The 19,885-nt window shown below is 32.5% G+C and carries 18 protein-coding genes and 1 pseudogene; 17 read left to right on the top strand and 2 right to left on the bottom strand.

Annotated features, from left to right (window positions below; translation table 11 throughout):
* Positions 1–97: 97 nt before the first annotated feature.
* From MUN87_RS09100 to galU, 17 genes and pseudogenes are all read left to right on the top strand, one after another.
* Entirely contained in the window at positions 98–778 is a 681-nt protein-coding gene (locus MUN87_RS09100; protein WP_244747458.1) for a PIG-L deacetylase family protein, read from the top strand.
* A 22-nt stretch (positions 779–800) separates the two neighbouring features.
* Positions 801–1,622: a formyltransferase family protein gene (locus tag MUN87_RS09095; protein ID WP_244747457.1), complete on the top strand. Its 822-nt coding sequence runs from the start codon at positions 801–803 to the stop codon at positions 1,620–1,622.
* 3 nt (positions 1,623–1,625) lie between these two features.
* On the top strand, positions 1,626–2,285 hold the full coding sequence (locus tag MUN87_RS09090; protein ID WP_244747455.1) for a sugar transferase: 660 nt from the start codon (positions 1,626–1,628) through the stop codon (positions 2,283–2,285).
* Positions 2,282–3,157, top strand: a complete 876-nt coding sequence (locus MUN87_RS09085) for an NAD-dependent epimerase/dehydratase family protein (RefSeq protein ID WP_244747453.1) — start codon at positions 2,282–2,284, stop codon at positions 3,155–3,157. Before MUN87_RS09090 ends, MUN87_RS09085 begins: the two co-directional genes overlap by 4 nt.
* Positions 3,158–3,248: 91 nt before the next feature.
* Positions 3,249–4,271, top strand: coding sequence for a glycosyltransferase family 2 protein (locus MUN87_RS09080; protein ID WP_244747452.1), 1,023 nt, complete (start codon positions 3,249–3,251; stop codon positions 4,269–4,271).
* Positions 4,272–4,316: 45 nt separating this feature from the next.
* Positions 4,317–5,351, top strand: coding sequence for a glycosyltransferase family 4 protein (locus MUN87_RS09075; RefSeq protein WP_244747450.1), 1,035 nt, complete (start codon positions 4,317–4,319; stop codon positions 5,349–5,351).
* Between the two features lie 11 nt (positions 5,352–5,362).
* On the top strand, positions 5,363–6,697 hold the full coding sequence (locus MUN87_RS09070; protein WP_244747449.1) for an O-antigen ligase family protein: 1,335 nt from the start codon (positions 5,363–5,365) through the stop codon (positions 6,695–6,697).
* Between the two features lie 17 nt (positions 6,698–6,714).
* Positions 6,715–7,845 (top strand): glycosyltransferase, encoded by a 1,131-nt coding sequence (locus MUN87_RS09065; RefSeq protein ID WP_244747447.1) that lies wholly within the window; start codon positions 6,715–6,717, stop codon positions 7,843–7,845.
* Between the two features lie 96 nt (positions 7,846–7,941).
* Positions 7,942–8,844, top strand: coding sequence for a sulfotransferase domain-containing protein (locus MUN87_RS09060; RefSeq protein WP_244747445.1), 903 nt, complete (start codon positions 7,942–7,944; stop codon positions 8,842–8,844).
* Between the two features lie 114 nt (positions 8,845–8,958).
* Entirely contained in the window at positions 8,959–10,254 is a 1,296-nt protein-coding gene (locus MUN87_RS09055) for a flippase (RefSeq protein WP_244747444.1), read from the top strand.
* 134 nt (positions 10,255–10,388) lie between these two features.
* A complete protein-coding gene (locus tag MUN87_RS09050; protein ID WP_244747443.1) occupies positions 10,389–11,183 on the top strand; it encodes a putative capsular polysaccharide synthesis family protein in 795 nt (264 codons plus the stop codon).
* Between the two features lie 174 nt (positions 11,184–11,357).
* Positions 11,358–12,257 carry a sulfate adenylyltransferase subunit CysD gene (gene cysD / locus MUN87_RS09045; protein WP_244747441.1) on the top strand — a complete coding sequence of 300 codons (900 nt, stop codon included), beginning with the start codon at positions 11,358–11,360 and terminating at the stop codon, positions 12,255–12,257.
* 1 nt (position 12,258) lies between these two features.
* Positions 12,259–14,085, top strand: coding sequence for an adenylyl-sulfate kinase (gene cysC, locus MUN87_RS09040; RefSeq protein WP_244747439.1), 1,827 nt, complete (start codon positions 12,259–12,261; stop codon positions 14,083–14,085).
* Positions 14,086–14,148: 63 nt separating this feature from the next.
* On the top strand, positions 14,149–15,927 hold the full coding sequence (locus tag MUN87_RS09035; protein ID WP_244747438.1) for an SLC13 family permease: 1,779 nt from the start codon (positions 14,149–14,151) through the stop codon (positions 15,925–15,927).
* Positions 15,928–15,952: 25 nt separating this feature from the next.
* On the top strand, positions 15,953–16,744 hold the full coding sequence (cysQ, locus tag MUN87_RS09030; protein WP_244747436.1) for a 3'(2'),5'-bisphosphate nucleotidase CysQ: 792 nt from the start codon (positions 15,953–15,955) through the stop codon (positions 16,742–16,744).
* Positions 16,745–16,896: 152 nt separating this feature from the next.
* Positions 16,897–17,838, top strand: a complete 942-nt coding sequence (locus MUN87_RS09025) for an LCP family glycopolymer transferase (RefSeq protein WP_244747435.1) — start codon at positions 16,897–16,899, stop codon at positions 17,836–17,838.
* A gap of 105 nt (positions 17,839–17,943) precedes the next feature.
* A pseudogene (galU, locus tag MUN87_RS09020) lies at positions 17,944–18,822 on the top strand (UTP--glucose-1-phosphate uridylyltransferase GalU).
* A 146-nt stretch (positions 18,823–18,968) separates the two neighbouring features.
* On the opposite strand, the gene MUN87_RS09015 reads toward galU, so the two are convergent.
* Positions 18,969–19,430, bottom strand: coding sequence for a competence protein ComK (locus tag MUN87_RS09015; RefSeq protein WP_244747433.1), 462 nt, complete (start codon positions 19,428–19,430; stop codon positions 18,969–18,971).
* Positions 19,430–19,717 (bottom strand): helix-turn-helix domain-containing protein, encoded by a 288-nt coding sequence (locus MUN87_RS09010; RefSeq protein ID WP_244747432.1) that lies wholly within the window; start codon positions 19,715–19,717, stop codon positions 19,430–19,432. The genes MUN87_RS09015 and MUN87_RS09010 overlap by 1 nt, the downstream gene beginning before the upstream one ends.
* Positions 19,718–19,885: the final 168 nt, after the last annotated feature.

Raw genomic sequence — 19,885 nt, 5'->3', positions numbered from 1 at the left:
GGCAGGATGTTACTTTCTTTGTCGACTATATAAAATAGGTGATTATTTGATTACATTATAATCCAAAAGAGAGAATAAAAAAGTGAGGTCAAATCATATGTCATATTTAGTTGTTGTTGCACATCCAGATGATGAGGTTCTAGGGGCGGGCGCCTCAATTTATAAGCTTGCTCAAGAAGGACATTCTGTAAATGTCTGTATATTATCTGGAGAAGTAAATGCCAGGAATTTTCGCCCTACTACAGATGAGCTTAATGAAGATGTGAATAACTCTATGAATAAATTAGGTGTTGATAGAGTTATATCTGGTAATTTTCCGAATATAGAGTTTAACAATGCAGGTCATTTAAAACTTGTTCAGTTTATTGAAGCAGCTATACTTGAAACAAATGCTGATATAGTATTTACTCACCATCCTGCAGACCTTAATAATGACCATCTTCACACTTCTATGGCATGTCAAGCAGCAGTGAGGTTATTCCAAAGAAGAAATGATGTAGCTCCTCTTAAAGAACTACTTTTTATGGAGGTACCATCTTCTACGGAATGGGGCTTAAATAAAGCAATGAATCAGTTTTCACCAAACATGTTTATTGAAGTTGGTGAATTAAGTGTGGAAAAAAAAATAGAAGCTCTCGCCCAATATCGTGGTGTTATGAGAGCTTATCCTCACCCTAGAAGTGAGGAAGCAATCAAAGGACTAGCTGCATACCGTGGTGGACAATCTGGAATGGTTTATGCTGAAGCTTTTGAGAGTGTATTTAGACGTGGATTCTAGAAAGTAGAGAGGATGGTATATTTTGAAGAAGAAAATTGCATTTGCAACTTGCGTTCAATTAGGGCTTAGTTGTATTGAAGAGATCTATCGTATTAGCGGCAAAGTAGATTTAATTATTACCCTTAAAGATGAAAAAGCAAAAGATAAGTCTGGAAGAGTTTATTTAGATGATTTTGCAAGTGAACATTATATACCTCTATTAAAGATTGATAATATCAACGATCAGGAGGTTCTTTCCGCATTAAAGAAAAACCAGATTGATTGGCTGTTTATTATTGGCTGGTCGCAAATTGCAAAAAAAGAAGTCCTTGAAACTCCTTCGCATGGTTGTATCGGTATGCATCCGACTCTATTACCAATTGGTAGAGGACGGGCAGCAATACCATGGACAATTATCAAGGGTTTAGATGAAACAGGCGTAACTATGTTTAAGCTAGATGAAGGTGTCGATACTGGTGATATTATTGGTCAAGGGGTTATCAAATTAGATCAGAACACAACTGCAACCCAACTTTATCAAATTGTTGATGATATGCATATTAAATTAATTGAAAAGTATTGGAAAGACATCGTCACTAACAATATAACACTTAAGAAACAAAATGAAATAGAAGCTTCAGAATGGCCTGGTAGAAAGCCTGAAGATGGGGAAATTTTAAGCAGTATGACTATGGACGATGCAGATAAGTTAGTAAGAGCAGTTACACATCCTTATCCAGGTGCTTTCCATAAAGTTGAAGATAAAGTATACCGAATTTGGTCTGCTAAAACAAATAAAGACGAAGGATCTATAAAACTTGTTGATGGGTATTTAATTCCTATCGATTATGAGATAGAGGTATAGTCTATGATAGATAAGACATTTCAAAAATTGATTAAGCGTTTTTGTGATATTGTTGTATCTTTAATAGTTCTTATTCCATTTCTACCAATATGGTTTTTTATTGCAATCATAATTAAGGCTACTTCTTCTGGTCCCGTTTTTTTCTTGCAAGATAGACCAGGGTTAAATAAGGAAATCTTTAAGGTATATAAATTCAGGACTATGAAACCAGGTTCAGAAAAGATGGTGAAAGGTCAAGAAGTAATGAAAGATGATGACCGTATCACAGCTATTGGAAAATTCCTTAGAAGAAGCAAATTAGATGAAATTCCCCAAGTATTAAATGTGTTAAAGGGAGAAATGAGCCTCGTTGGTCCTAGACCTGAAAGAGTGGAATCTCTTGCTGAGTATACGAATGAAATTTCTAAAAGACTTAATATGAGCCCAGGTATGACAGGGTTAGCACAGGTAAGTGGTAATATATATCTTTCTTTAGAAGACCGGTATAAGTTTGATGTTTATTATGTAGAGCATTATAGTTTATTACTTGATCTGAAGATAATCATTAGAACTGTTGGTGTTGTGTTATTTGGTGAAGATAAATATTTCGATAAGTACATAGTTGATATCAATCTAGGTCCTGAAAAGAAAACTCCTACAAATAAGGAGTATGTTTCAAAATGAAAAAGATACTTATAACAGGAGTTAATAGTTATATAGGTACATCATTTCAAGGATGGGTTTCACAATATCCTGATATGTATTCTGTAGATTTTATTAATATTAGAGATGATCAATGGAAAGAAAATTCTTTCTCTGGGTATGATGTCATTTTTCATACAGCAGCAATTGTACATGTTAAAGAAAACGATACGGATAAGTATTTTAAAGTAAATAGAGATTTAACAGTTAAACTTGCTAAAAAAGCTAAAGAAGAAGGTGTAAGGCAATTTATATTTATGAGTACTATGGGTGTTTATGGTAAAGAAAGTGGCTATATTACTGAAGAAACTACGCCAACTCCAAAGACCTTTTATGCTAAGTCAAAATATGAAGCTGAAAAACTCCTTTTTGAGATGAATTCTAAAAATTTTTGTATAGCAACTCTACGGCCACCGATTGTATATGGAAGAGGATGTCCTGGTAACTATTCCAGACTAGCAAATATGGCAATAAAATTGCCACTTTTTCCTGATATAGATAATAAGCGGAGTATGATATATATCGATAACTTAACAGAATTTATAAGGTTATTAATTGATTTTAAGGGTAGAGGGGTATTCTTTCCCCAAAATAAAGAATTTGTGAATACAACTGAATTGGTAAAGCTTATAGCAGCATATCATGGTAAAAAAATTAAGACCTCAAATGTAATTAACTGGGCAGTTTCAATGGGGCTAAAACAATCAGGGACTTTTAAGAAGGTCTTTGGTTCTTTTATTTATGAACAACAAATGCCTGGGAGTCAAGGTGTTTTTATGAATGGAAATATATTAGATTATGAGGTTGTCTCATTTAAGGAATCAATAAAGAGGACAGAGTATTATATTATGTAAAAAGAGATGACTTTTCGATGGATACTTTGTAAATTGAAAATTAGAATGGTCTTTGACACGGCAAATTCCTTTTATAAAGGGTGGAAAAAATATGGTAGAACGACAGCAGCATTTGAAAGTCAGTATAATAATTCCAGTTTATAATGTCGAGGGATATATAAAGAAAACATTATGTTCAATAATAAATCAAACATTTAAGGATTTTGAAATAATAATAGTCAATGACGGTTCTAGTGATAGAACCATAGATATAGTAGAATCTATACTTTCACAATCAATGATCAATTATATGATTTTAAATCAAAAAAATAATGGGGTTAGTTCTGCCAGAAATAAAGGTTTATCAAAAGCATGCGGTGAATATGTTTTTTTTATAGATGGGGATGATTATGTTTCTAATTCCTTTTTAGAAAAAATGTATTCTACAATGGTAAAGAATGAAGTGGATTGTGTTATGTGTGGTGGTAATATAGTAGATGAAGAAGATGGTAATATACTTCCTTATCAAAAGTCATACAGGTATTTTGATAATCTAATCACAGGTGAAGATGCATTATTTTGGATGTTAAAGAAAGACATATGGATTTATGTTGGAAATGCAATTTATAAGAAAGAAATAATAGATAAACACAATTTAAATTTTTCTATACATAATACTTACGGTGAGGATCAAGAATTCACGCTTAAATTTCTAGCGCATTCAGACAAGGTTGCTTGCGTAAAAGAAGTAATGTTTTATTATGTCAAAAGAAAAAAAGCTGCTACAGAAAACGTATCATTTGAAAGGTTTAATGTGGTTGAAGTTTTTTACAGTTTAATACACTATCTAAAAAGCTTAAATTATATTAAAAAAAATATAATTAATTATATTTATAGTGTACGTATACCAGAAGAAAGAATCTTAATTTTGTATCTGATATTAAAAGAGGTCAAGTTGAAAAAAGTGAATTTTCACTTGTTTGATCAGTTCCCAATTAAAGAAGAATTTAAAAGGTATGTGAAATCACAAGCGGTTGGTAAGAATTTTAAATTGAATCAATCAATAAAAATATATTTGCTAAACGAACATCTTTTTGTATTCATAATAAGGTTTCAAAGGCTCCTCAATAAATAGATTTATAAGTTTTGTTTAAAAGAATTGGAAGGTGGAAATTACATTTTGGATAATTGTACAAAACTAGTAATATTAACAAAGTATTTCGGTAATAATTTCACAGGTGCGAATATTGCTACTCATGAGATTGTTAAAAGGATTGAAAGGGATTTTGGTGAAGTCGTAGTATTTACAAAACATGAAGGAAGTTATGATATGGAAGATATCAGCATTAATAAGTATACAAATTTATTTGAATTAATAAAGTCATTAAGTTTTTTTAAAAAGAACCATAATAATTTTATTTGTTATTCTGATGATCACTTTGGCTTCATATTTAAGCTATTGAATATTCCATACTTTCATACTTATCATGGTAATTGGCCAGATGCAAAGAGGATTAACTTGACGCATTATCTAAAATCATTTTATTACAGACCACTATATAATTTGACATTAAGGAATGCAAAAAAAGTTGTGAACGTATCGTATTATATGGATGCTTTTGTTAGAAAATTAAATTCTAACACTGTAGTTATACGGAATGGTTTAGGATTATCTTCAGAAAAAAAAAATGTTAAAACAAAGGAAATTGCCGCTGGGGGCAAACTTAACATAGTAATGATAGGTAATATTGATAAAAGAAAATATAGTTTAGCTACACGATTGTTTAAATGTTTTGAAAATAAATTCAAAGGAAAAGTTACTGTCGATATATATGGTACAGCACAAGATAATTCATTGGTTGATGAAATTTATCAATACAATTTTGTGAAAATAAAAGGGTTTGATCCAAATATCGATTTTCAAGAATATGATTTGTTAATATCAACTTCTAAGAGTGAAAATTTGTCAATTGCTATGTGTGAAGCTTTAGCATCTGGATTACCTGTAATTACATTTAATATAGGTGGGCTAAATGAGATTGTTAAGAATGGTGAGAATGGGTTTACTATACCTAGATATGATATAAAATCAATGTTTGACCAGATAAACTTAATACAAGAAAAAGGATACGATTTTGTTTTCTCGGAAATTGAGTTATCACAATACGACTGGGATAAAGCGGCAAACCAATATTTGAAAAATTTCAAGATGTAGAGGATTTTAGAATGTTTAAAAAAATAAGTTGGGTAAATTTATATTTAATATTAACTGCTATTATTAATCCATTACTTGCATTTGCGCAACCAGATCTATTAATTATTAGTGTCTTTCTTGAGTTTATTATCCTATTTACCCAAAAAGACAATAAAATATTTAACTTGTGGAAAATTTTTATCTTATCTAGTATTTACTTTGGTGTATCAATATTAGGCATCAAATTGTATGATATAGTTCTAATAATAATAGTATTAAGTAGTCTTCTAGGTACATTAAAAAGTAAAATGAAGTTAAAGAAGAGTATTTTCATTAAGCATATTGAGATATATTATTTTATAATTTATTTAACATGTATACTGATATATCAAAATAGCAATAGTCAAGAATTTATGGAATATACTAGATACATAATGTCATTCTTAATTGTAATTATATTTGCATATTCTAACTTGTCAGTTGAGTATGTTAAAAAATTGATAAAATTCACACCTGTAGTAGCAGTGAAAAATTTTATTAGTGGTGTGCTAATATTCATATTATCTAATGTAAAAGGACATGAGTTATCAACCAACAGTAGTTGGATGAATTTCAAAACGCATTATAATCAAGGGGAATTAAGATTAGTTGGTTTTTATTCAGATCCTAATAAGTATTACCTTTTTTTTATAGTGACCTTTTTACTAATTGAGATGTATAAAAATGCTCTAAATACAAAGCTAGAGCATGAAAAGATAATTAAAACTTTTCTGATAGTAGGTATAATATCTTCTTTCTCTAGAACTGCTATAATTATTGTTATATTGCTAGTTTTTACAGAAATACTAAAATTATTCATACCTCAGAAATTTCAAAAATTGAAGGTAGTATTTTATTGGTTACTAGCTCTATTATTTTTTTTAAGCATAGATATTTTAATGGAATTTATGAATAAACTTTTGTACAACCTTACTATCGTTATGGGGAGAGAATCTTCTTTGATTTATTCATCCTCCATCGAAGAAAGTTCTAGGATTATTGCTTCAAAGATAGCATTAGGATCAATAAAACAAAATATGTTTTTTGGTAACGGCTTTTTTACATGGAACGAGTTATATTATATGCCTCCACATAATACCTTTATATTTATACTTCAAGATATTGGAATAGTAGGGCTTTTACTTTATTTTATTTGTATCATGAGTATTAGGTATTATTTGCGTATCGAGATTATTATAGCACTTCTAATTTTACCTAGTATAACTTTAGATTTGCAAAACTTTAGGCTTTTGTATTTTGTATTAGCGTTAAGCATTTTTTTTCGTTATGAAAATGAATCAGTGAACAACTTAAGACGAAGGCAATAAAAGATTATAAAATTTGAATGAATGTAGGTGGTTTTTTGAGAATATGTGTTACAGGGCCAGTAAACACTAATCAAAGTTTTGGTGGTGTTGCAATTTTTACAGAGTCACTAGCTGATGCCTTTAAAGAGTTAGGACACGAAGTACTAATTGTTACTGATTATTCAGAAACTAAGGAAACTATTAAAAACTCTTCTATTATATCAGTGGGAAAAAAGTCAATGAGAAAAAATCTATTTATGCATTATAAACTAAGGAAAAAAATTATTGAGTTTTCACCCAATATATTAATTTCATCACTAGAATATGGTTTTGTTAATTCATTTATTAAAAAAAATATAGATAATTGTACGACTATCCATTACCTTCATGCATTTCCTTCTATAAGGAGAAAACTAATAGATGCTTTTTTTCTCTTTTTAGGAAGTAAAATGATTTCTAGCAAATCGGACTTTGTTATATCTAATAGTGGATTAACTTCAGTTATAAATTCTGAAATTTTTAATACAAAGTCTGATTGTATTATAAATGTTGGATTGGGTTATGATTTCATTGAGAATTTAAAAGAATCTAATGTTAAAAAGACTCCATCTAATAATGAATTTAATATTCTATATGCTGGAAGATTAGTAAAAGAAAAAAATGTAGATTTTATAATTAAAGGTTTTGAAAGTGCTACTAGAGAAATCAAGGATAAGGTTGTTAAATTGAATATTGTGGGCGACGGACCTGAAAAAACAAATCTACATGAGTTAGTTAGAAATTTAGGAATTGAAACCAAGGTGGTATTTCATGGGAAAGTTGATCCACAGAAAATAACAAATTTCTATTTGGAATCAAATTTATTTATTTCATTAAATCCTCATGAACCATATGGAATAGTATATTTAGAAGCGTTAACTTCTGGTTGCAAAATTATATGCCCAATGACAGGAGGTCAAATGGATACTCTGATTGATTATAGAGAATATGTGAACGTTGTTAATCCATATGATTCTAATGATATTTCTAAAGCAATTTTCAATACAATATATGATAATAATATTATTAATGAACCACAGAAGCTTATTGCTAACTTTTCATATATAGAAGTTGCAAAACAAATTGAATTTTTTATTAAGAAGCAAATTAAAATCAAAAGTCTAGAGTAACGAAAAAGAGTCTGTTGAAAAAGTATAAAACTACTTCATCACTATGTGTCAAATTAAGCATAATGAATAAGCTAATATTGAATGCGGAGGTCTATTATGGATTGCGAAATAAAACCAAACTTATTTATAGTAGGGGCTCAAAAGAGTGGTTCTACTTCTTTATATTATTATTTAAATCAACACCCATCAGTTTTTTTTTCAAAGGAAAAAGAGCCAAGATATTTTAATTATAAATATAACAAAAACTTACAGAATGGTCCCGGAGATAGAAAGTGGGATAATTCAAGAATTACCAATTTTAAAGAATACATTGATTTATTTAAAAACGTGAGAGATGAAAAAATAATTGGAGAGGCAACTATTGAATACTTATATTTTTCAGAAGTAGCCCAAGAATTGAAGAAATTTAATAAAAACTCCAAAATTATAATTATTTTAAGAGATCCAAAAGAAAGGGCATATTCAGCCTACACACATCTTTGCAGAGACTTACGTGAGAATTTAAGCTTTAAAGATGCTTTATTAGAAGAGAACAAGAGAATAGATTCGGGTTATCACCAAATATGGCATTATAAAAATGTGGGGTTATATTACAATCAAGTAAAAACTTATTATGATGTATTTGGATATAATAATGTGAAGGTAGTTTTATATGACGACCTACTAAATAACCCTAATAACTTACTAGTAGAAATTCAAAAGTTCTTAGAGTTAGAAGTTCATAGCATTAAAACTTCTAATAAGTACAATCAATCAGGAATTCCAAAGAATAAATTTATTCAAGAAATTATACTAAATGATAATATGGTAAAAAGTACTGTTAAAAAGTTTCTTCCTTTAAACATAAGAAATAAATTAAGACATAAAGCAATATCGATGAATATTGAAAAACCTAAGATGGATAGTGAAGTACGTGGATATCTTATAGAATTTTTTAGGGAGGATATAATGAAAACTCAAAATATAATTGGTAGAGATTTAACCTCGTGGCTTAAATGATGTAAATATTAAATACATTGAAAAGCATAAGTAGTTGGTGAAAAACGGTTTAAATACTTTATGGTTATAGTCTCAAAGAACTATTTCTATTATTTTGTTTTGGTAGGAGAGAAAATGAAAAATATATTACAGTCAAAATTGGTGAGAAGTATATCAGGAAGTATAATTTTGAAAATAATTGGAAGTTTTTTGGCCTTTGTCACAAGTATAATACTTGCTCGATTATTAGGGGTTGTAGAATATGGAGAATATTCCTATATTATTGCCTTAATCGGATTATTAAGTATCCCTACTAATAATGGATTTCCAAATATGATAATTCGTTTCATATCTGCTTATAAAACAAGGTCAGAGTGGAGTCAGTTAAAAGGATTGCTTAAAGTTAGTAATATACTTGCTTTGATTATATCTCTATCGATATTCTTGGTCACTTTATGTATTGTTTTATCATTAGATATAAATTTTGATGAGAAAACAATAATTGTTGGATTGTTACTATTACCTTTACTCGCTTTAAACGCTGTTCGTACAGGAATTTTAAAAGGATTAAATAATGTTATATTAGGACAAATGCCAGAGAATCTAATTATACCTGCTGTATTTATAATAATATTGTTCTTGACAAGATTTATTATAGGCATCGATCTTGATGCAACGACTGCAATAATTATTCGTGTACTCACAGTAGGGATTGCCTTTTTAGTAGGAGTGTTATTTTTACGAGCAAAAATACCTTTTCAAGTGAAAAATACAAAAGAAAAATATAATATTAAAACTTGGATACATAGTGCGATCCCACTTTTGTTAGTTGGAGGAATGATGTACTTAAACAATCGGTTTGATATATTGATGTTAGGAGTATTGAAGAATTCAACTGATGTGGGTATCTACCAAGTGGTAACAAAAGGAGCAGAGCTAATTATATTTGCGCTGACGGCTCTTAATTCGGTGTTCTCACCAAGATTTTCAAGTTTATACGTAGATAATAAAATGCTAGAATTGCAAAAAATGGTGACTCTGAGTGCCAGATTAATATTTTTTATTTCCCTTCCAATAGCATTATTATTTATTTTCTATGGCGGAACAATTTTATCATTTTTCTATGGTAACGAATACGCAATTGGTGGAACATCTTTAGCTATATTAGCATTTGGGCAATTAGTAAATGCTGCATTTGGTTCTGTAGGGCAATTATTAATAATGACTGGATATGAAAAATTTAATGCTTTCGGTGTTGCTGTTGCAGCTGTTTCGAACATAATTTTAAATGCAATACTGATTCCAAAATGGGGGATTATTGGGGCGGCTACCGCAACTTCAATAAGTTTGATCGTTTGGAATGTTTTATTAGCATATGGTGTTTATAAAAAAATAAATATCTATCCAACTCTAATTGGTAAAATCCGTTAAAGATATGTCTAATGAAATATTCCAATAATAAAAATTTGTTATTTTGAATTAACTCTAAGTATATATGATGGATAATTAATTTTAATCTGTACTTATATAATAAAAGTGCAAAAGGTGATTGGAGTAGGTGAAATTTGAAAAAATTCAGTGATTTTAAGAACTTAATCTTGATATACCAAATGGGTAAAGTAGGCTCTACTAGTATTGCAGACTCAATTATTGAAAATGGTGGACAAGCGGAACATATTCATAGTTTTCACCATCCAGTTATGTTTGAACAATTTCATGACTTAAAATCTATTGATTACTATTTCCCAACAAAATCAATAATGAAATACAAAGTATACAATAATGTCTTCTTTAAGAACGCGCTATTACGAACGAATAAACGTTTGAAAATAATTACTTTAGCTAGAGAACCAATTTCAAGAAATATTGCAATGTATTTTCAAGGAATACACTTTCCTATTTTTGAAATTAATCGAAGTTACAATAACCGTTCAGATGAAGATGTTAATTTTGAATTAATCATTCAATTATTTCTGAATAAATTCCATCATAATTATGGGATTAAATGGTTTGATAATGAATTTAATCGTACTTTCAGTGTCGACATATACGATTATCCTTTTGACAAAGAAAAGGGATATACAATAATTAATACAAGAAATCTTGATATTATGGTTATTAAAATGGAGAAATTAAACGATTTAGAAGTAAAAATACAACAATTTCTCGACATGCCTAATTTTAAGTTAAACAAAGCGAATATCGGTGATAATAAATGGTATTCAGATTTGTATAAACGCTTTAAAAAAGTGTTTATTCCATCTGAAGATTATATTGAAAAACTATATAATACCAAATATATGAACCATTTTTATACTGAAGAAGAAATAAAGGTTTTTAGAAATAAATGGGGTCGTTGATCTCCTTAATTTATTGATAAGTTTATCTAATGTTTATTATTTAGAGGAAAGATATTGTTAGCCTAGTGGACCATGTTTAACACTAGACAAAGAAATCATATATAAAAATATAATAATTTTTGAGTAATTGTATGTATTTTAATTTAATTAATAGTTGTGAAAAGGAGAAAAAGTATGGAAAATAATTCTCACCTCGACCAACTCGAGGCAGAAGCAATTTACATAATAAGAGAAGTAGCCGCAGAATGTGAAAACCCAGTAATGCTATATTCAATTGGTAAAGACAGTTCTGTAATGCTACATTTAGCAATGAAAGCATTTTATCCAGAGAAACCACCATTTCCGTTTCTCCATGTAAATACAACATGGAAGTTCAAGGAAATGATAGACTTCCGTGATAGAAAAGCAAAAGAATTAGGTATCGAAATGTTGGAACATACAAATCAAGAGGGTGTAGAGCAAGGCATAAATCCGTTTGATCATGGTTCATCTTATACGGATATTATGAAGACTCAAGCGCTTAAACAAGCTTTAGATAAGTATCAATTTGACGCAGCATTCGGTGGAGGACGTCGTGACGAAGAAAAATCACGTGCCAAAGAAAGAATATTTTCTTTCCGTAATAAAAATCATGCCTGGGATCCGAAAAATCAGAAACCTGAAATGTGGAAATTGTATAATACCAAAATAAATAAAGGTGAAAGCATGCGCGTTTTCCCACTTTCTAACTGGACAGAGAAAGATATCTGGCAGTATATCAAAAAAGAAGAAATCGATATCGTTCCACTGTATTTTGCTAAAGAACGTCCAGTCGTCTACAGAGATGGCAACATCGTAATGGTAGATGATGATCGATTAAAACTAGAACCTGATGAGAAGATTGAACAGAAGAAAGTCCGCTTTCGTACATTAGGCTGTTATCCTCTGACTGGTGGTGTAGAATCTGATGCTGCTACATTAGACGAGATCATTGAAGAAACGCTAGGTGCAGTTTCATCAGAACGAACCAGCCGTGTGATTGACCAGGAAGCAGCTGGCAGCATGGAACGTCGTAAGAGAGAGGGGTATTTCTAGAATGAAGGGATTATTGAAATTTATTACTTGTGGTAGTGTCGACGATGGTAAATCCACATTAATTGGACATATGCTCTATGATGCAAAACTATTATTTGCTGATCAGGAGAAAGCCTTGGAACTAGATTCAAAGGTTGGTAGCCGTGGTGGAGAAATTGACTATTCTCTTCTATTAGATGGCTTAATGGCAGAGCGTGAGCAAGGGATTACGATTGATGTTGCTTATCGTTATTTTACAACCGATGATCGCTCGTTCATTGTTGCGGATACACCTGGTCATGAAGAATATACGCGTAATATGGCAGTTGGTGCGTCTTTTGCTGATTTAGCAGTTATTTTGGTGGATGCAACAAAAGGTGTCATTTCCCAAACAAAACGACATGCTCGTATTTGTGCATTGATGGGGATCAAGCATATTGTATTAGCTGTCAACAAAATGGATCTTATCGGTTATGATCAAAAGCGGTTTGAAGAAATCTCCAAAGACTTTCAGCAGATGACATATGGTTTTAATTTAGAGAGTATTCAAGCCATTCCAGTATCTGCTACAGAAGGGGACAACATTACAAAAAATTCTGATAATACGCTCTGGTATGATGGAAAGCCGTTGCTCCCTTATTTGGAAGATATCGACGTAGAAGATGATGCAGATCATCACGATTTTGTCATGCCTGTTCAACGAGTCAGTCGTCCAAATCATACTTTTAGAGGCTTCCAAGGGCAAGTAGAGGCGGGAAGTGTTAAGGAAGGCGATGAAATTATAACACTTCCCAGTCAGGAAAAAGCGAAAGTAAAAAGTATTTTGGTCACAGACTATGAAGTGTCAGAGGCTAACGCAGGGCAACCCGTAACCATTCAATTAGATCGAGAAGTGGATGTCTCCCGAGGCTGTGTATTGACAACGTCAAAAAATATCCAGGTGACCGATATGTTTACGGCTAATATTCTTTGGATGGATGACGCAGAATTAGTCGAAGGGCGAAACTATTTGGTGAAAGTCGGAACGAAACTTTTACCAGGTACGGTTATGTCGATTAAACATAAAATTGATATCAATACAGGTAAAGAAGTACCAGCCGATAAAATATTCAAAAATGAATTGGTGGAATGTGATATTTCACTATCGGAAAATATGGTGTTTGATAAATTTGATAATAATGAAGCACTTGGTGGACTTATTTTAATTGACCGAGTTACCAATATGACGTCTGGTTGCGGTGTAATTGAACATGCGTTACGTCGTTCCACGAATGTTATATGGCAGGAAACAGATGTATCAAGAGACGTAAGAGCGCAACAGAAGGGACAAAAACCAGTAACATTATGGTTTACCGGTTTGTCGGGATCAGGTAAATCAACGCTTGCCAATGAAGTGGAAAAGCGCTTGGTTGCTTCAGGATATCATACTATGCTGTTAGACGGCGATAATGTTCGTCACGGCTTAAATAAGAACTTAGGATTTAAAGAACAGGATCGTGTAGAGAATATTCGTCGAATTGCAGAAGTGGGTAAATTAATGAATGATGCTGGCTTAATTGCATTAACTTCTTTCATCTCGCCATATGAAAGTGATCGACAAAATGCACGTGAAATCATCGGAGAATCTTATATTGAGATATTCGTAAGTACTCCTTTAGAGGTCTGTGAAGAACGTGATGTCAAAGGTCTATATAAAAAAGCTCGTAGCGGTGAAATTCCTAACTTCACTGGCATATCCAGTCCTTATGAAAAGCCAACAACTCCAGAAATCGAAATCGATACGAGTCAATATTCACTTGAAGAAGCTACAGATTATGTAGTGAAAGAAATGACGAAGTTTTTGATTTAATTAGTTGAAAAGCTACTATCTCTTTGAAATAGTAGCTTTTCTAATAGGGAGGTGATTCCTCAAGTGACAATCGAAATGGGATTTGTATTAATTGCAATTGTTACCATGTTCCTGGCTTTGCTATTCGAAATTGCTAGACCGGATATGATCGTATTTTCTGTGTTAGTCATATTCGTATTAACTGGTCTGTTAAGTCCGGAAGAAGCATTTAAAGGATTCTCTAATCAAGGGATGCTGACCATCGCATTATTATTTATTGTAGCTGGTGCAGTGCAAAAGCATGGTATCTTGGAACAAGTAATGAAACGCTGGCTAAGCAAGAGTAGGAGTATCAAAGGAAGTATGCTTCGTTTCTTTATACCGGTATCCATTTCATCTGCTTTTTTAAATAATACACCAATCGTTGTTACCTTCACGCCAATGATTAAGAAATGGTGTGAAGAGAGAGGAATTCCGCCTTCTAAGTTTTTGATACCACTATCCTATGTAACGATACTGGGTGGAACGATTACGTTAATTGGTACGTCTACTAATTTAGTGGTGCATGGTATGTTACTAGATTATGGATTAGACGGTTTTTCATTGTTTCAATTATCTATCGTTGGAATACCAGTGTTGCTAATAGGATTAATTTATATTTTTACGGTTGGATTTAAATTATTGCCTTCTAATAAGGGCTTTAGTGATCAAGTGAAACAAGATAGTCGAGAATATATCGCGGAAATGATAGTATTAGATGATTTTCCTTCTATTGATTTGACGGTAGAAGCGGCAGGATTGCGAGAGTTAAAAGGGTTATATTTAATCGAAATTATTCGTGGTGCTGAAAGGTTATCGCCTGTTAAATCTACGACGGTTATACGTGCCGGTGACCGCTTGATTTTTACTGGATTAATCTCTACTATTGCTGAATTACAACAGTTGAAAGGCTTGCATTTAGAGACAGGTACTGATTTAGATTTAGATGATTTGAAAAATGGACATGTTCAATTGGTAGAAGCTGTTGTATCACATCAATCATCTCTTCTATCTAAGTCCATTAAACAGTCACAGTTTCGTTCAAAATTCGATGCAGGTGTACTAGCTGTTCATCGTAATAACGAACGAATTAAAAGTAAAATTGGAGATATCGTTTTAAAACCAGGGGATGTTTTATTACTGTTGACAGGATCAGATTTTACAAGAACTTATCAGTATTCCAACGACTTTTACGTAGTATCATCACTGGAAACACCAGACAATTTAAATGAAAACAGATCAAAAGGCTGGTTCTCACTGATCGTTTTAATAACAATGATTTTATCGGTTGCTTTTAACTTATTATCGATGTTCAAGGCGATGTTGTTTGCTGTTTTAATTTTTATCCTTACCAAAATCATTAGTCCCGAAGAAGCAAAGAAAAAAGTACAGTTTCATGTCTTACTGTTAATAGCCAGTGCATTCGGAGTTGGTACAGCGATGACCAAAACGGGATTAGCATCTTGGATGGCAAATGGTTTATTAGAAGTCGGTAAACCGCTTGGAATCATAGCGATACTGACGTTTGTTTATATTCTAACTAACGTATTTACCGAATTAATAACAAATAGTGCGGCAGCTGTTCTCATGCTGCCTATCGGATTAGAAATGGCTGATTCATTAGCAGTAGATTACATAGGATTCGCTGTAACCATTGCTATTGCAGCATCAGCAAGTTTTATTACACCGATTGGTTATCAGACAAACCTGATTGTATATGGTCCAGGTGGATATCAATTTAAAGACTATATGAAAGTGGGAACCCCATTAAGCATTATTGTCATGGTAATAACAGTAACGGTGGTAAATATAATATGGTTTTAAATTTAATGAATGGAGTGAATTAAAATTGAGTAAGTACATATTCGATTTATTCAACGTCTGCTTAGATGCCGGGAAAGAAATTATGGATGTCTATCAGCAAGACTTTGAAGTAGAACATAAAGATGATGATTCACCATTAACTATCGCAGATAAAAGAGCACACCAAGTGATAGCGGAAGGATTAATGAAAATAGATGCATCCATTCCTGTTTTAAGTGAGGAAGGAAGAGAAATTGCATTCGAAGAACGAAAAGACTGGAAAGAATTCTGGTTAGTTGATCCTCTAGATGGAACGAAAGAATTTATTAAGAAGAATGATGAATTCACGGTCAATATTGCACTCATCGATGGAAAATATCCTGCTTTAGGAGTGATTTATGCTCCAGCTTTAGATACGTTTTACTTCGGTGTAAAGGGAGATGGTGCTTATAAATTAAATAAAGCTTCTCAAGCAACTATCTCTAATGTAGAAGATTTAAAGAATCTAAGTATTCGTTTACCAGAAGTAAAAGAAAGTAAGGTTACGAATGTGGTAGCAAGCCGTTCACATATGTCGAAGGAAACCGAAGAATTCATTAATACTTTAAATGGAGAAGTGAATGTAGTTTCTTCAGGCAGTTCATTAAAGTTTTGTCTAGTTGCTGAGGGGAAAGCAGATTTTTATCCTCGGTATGCTCCGACGATGGAATGGGATACAGGGGCTGGTCAAGCTATAGTAGAAGCAGCTGGTGGCAAAGTAACACGATATGAGGATGAGGCACGTTTTTATTATAATCGAAAAGAATTATTGAATGGTTGGTTTTTAGTAGAAAACTAAGTCTATTATAATAACTAATTTTTCTAGGGGAATCAGACTTCTGGAGGATTTGAAAAACGTTTATGAACTTTATCAATAGGTATTAATATCACAGTATTATAAGGAGGAGTAGATATATTTGTGCTCCTTTAACTCTATAAGGGGAAATGATAATGACTAAAAGAGTAGAGCGAAATAAAAAGTCAAAACGTTGGCTGAAAGTTACATTAGCCGTAATAGTAGTAGTCATATTGTCAATAGCTGGTTATGTTTATTCCATTTATCATAACGCTCAACAAACAGTGGAACAGAAAGTCCACGAAGAAGTAGAAACCATTGATACCACCGTAACAAAGAAAAAAATAAAAGATCAGGAACCGCTAAATGTACTCTTACTAGGAGTCGATGAAAGATCTTCGGACAGTGGGCGATCCGATGCTTTAATGGTTTTATCATTAGATCCTGATAATGATGCCATGCAATTAGTAAGCATTCCCCGTGACACAAGAACAGAGATAGTAGGAAGAGGTACGGATGATAAAATCAATCATGCCTATGCTTTTGGCGGTGTCGATATGTCGATAAACACCGTTGAGAATTTCCTGGATATTGAATTAGACTACTACGTCCGAATGAATATGGAAGGGTTATCAAATTTAGTTGATGCATTAGGTGGTATAACAGTGAATAATAAACTGGACTGGAACGACACAGGTTATTATAAAAAAGGGTATCATTATGCGCAAGGTGATATACAATTAGATGGTCCCCAAACAATGGGTTATGTTCGAATGAGGTATCAGGATCCTAATGGTGACTTTGGCAGAACCGAACGTCAACGCCAGGTGATTAAGGCCGTAGTTGACAAAGGGGCTAGCTTTAATTCAGTTGGTAAGATCAATAACTTAATTGACGTACTTGGTAATAATGTGGTTACCAACATGGAATTTAAAGATATGACAGATCTTTTTACCAATTACCGTAATACCAGACAGCATTTCACCAGTTATATGATGCAGGGCAGCGGTACTAAAATAAGCGGTATCTATTATTTAATGGTGACAGATGAAGAAGTAAATAAAGTACACAACATGTTAATCAAGTCAGAATCATAGATTTTACATTATGTTAATATTATTTTCATGAATTTTATCGTAAACTAGTACTAATTTATTGGAAAAAATTATTATATTGTAAAATGATTTCCTGGAGGGATAACAGTGAAAAAAGTAAGAAAAGCCATTATACCAGCTGCAGGACTTGGTACACGTTTTTTACCCGCAACCAAGGCAATGCCAAAAGAAATGCTTCCGATCGTTGATAAGCCGACCATACAGTAAATAATTGAAGAAGCGATCGAATCCGGAATTGAAGACATTATTATCGTAACTGGTAAAGGAAAACGGGCCATTGAAGATCATTTCGATCATAACTTCGAATTAGAAGATAACCTAATGAAGAAGAATAAATTCGATCTCCTTGAAAAAGCCAAAGAACCATCCCAGGTTGAATTGCATTATATCAGACAGAAAGAACCTCTAGGATTAGGGCATGCTGTATGGTGTGCACGTAAATTTATAGGTGACGAACCATTTGCTGTATTATTAGGCGATGACATTGTTAGAGCAGATAAGCCTTGTTTGAAGCAGATGATCGAACAATATGAATCATTTGGCGGATCTATTCTAGGTGTCCAGCAAGTTCCTGACCATGAAACGCATCGTTATGGAATGGTAGACATCCTTAATCAGAACGGCAATGTATATAATATTAAAAATCTTGTTGAAAAACCAGCACTAGGTACAGCACCATCAAATTTTGCTATTATGGGGCGTTATGTACTATCACCAAAGATATTCGGCTATTTAGATGCAAAGAAAATTGGTGCTGGAGGAGAGATACAATTAACCGATGCTATTCAGCAATTAAATGAAAATCAAAGCGTATTTGCTTATGATTTCGCAGGTAAGCGATATGACGTTGGGGAGAAATTAGGGTTTATTAAGACAACGATCGAATTTGCACTTGAGAATGAAGAAATCGGCGCAGATGTAAGAAAGATTTTACAGGATCTGATGGAAACCAATTTGCAGAAATAATAAAAAGTAAATACTTCCCTGGATATTCAGGGAAGTATTTTTTGATAACAACATATGAATATGTGAACATATATGATTTAAAATACTAAAGATTCATTAGTACTAATTATAATGTTTATGCTGGCAATTGATCTTTCGTTACAAGTTCAGTTCCACTGCCGAAACAAAGTAGCACACATCCCAGCCCGTTCCTTCTGCAATTTCAATGATTGAACCGATTCTTTAATGGTAAGCGGTGCATGTTGATCAAAATAAATCTCCGTTACTTGCTTCGATCTAGCTTCCATACGATGAAGATGACACCAAAACAACCAGATACAATCAGAATTTCTATAGTGTTTTGTCGGGGAGGCGATGATAGATGCTACTGGATGAATCGGTATTGGGGTCCTTTTTAAGAAGGGCAGGTGGTAACGAACTGCTACCCGCCTGCCTTCAAAAGTAGAGCCATGTCGTAAGCAATTTTCCTTCACAATGGCTAATGGAGTCTGTGTACTGTATACTGCATGCGTCGTTTCGATAATTTTTGTCGGATATCTTGGATGAGCGGCAGGCATGATCACAAGTGTCTGATCGGTGACACGGTAGCTAGTCGTTACTGCTGTCATTATTTGATCCTGTTTCCCATATGTGTAATACGCTCCTGCATCGCTTCATTGAGGTATTCCGTGTGTAAATCAGTAAGTACGCTCTTGGGAATATCTAGAAATGCAAATAAATTTGTTATGAAATAGATCGTCACATTACTATCCCCTTTTTCAAACTTCTCTAATCCATCCACACTCATATCAATCACTTCGGCCACCTGCTGCCGTGTATAGCCTTTTGATTTACGTGCCTGTAGGCAATAACTGCCTAACGCATATAGAAAATTATCCTTCTCTTTACTACTCATTTTTTAACCTCTTATTTATTTTCATAAATTCAAGAGGGGAGTTAAACCGATTATAGTACGGATTATGGTATTATATGTAAAATGTAGTCAGGTCTCTGAAAAAGATGATCATGTTCCTGTAGGTAATATCAATACTCGAATCAATTATCAAGATTTCAGGGACATATC

The sequence above is a fragment of the Gracilibacillus salinarum genome (assembly GCF_022919575.1).
Taxonomy (GTDB): domain Bacteria; phylum Bacillota; class Bacilli; order Bacillales; family Amphibacillaceae; genus Gracilibacillus; species Gracilibacillus salinarum.
Note: the sequence above shows the minus strand (reverse complement) of the source record. Positions and strands in the feature narration are given on the sequence as shown.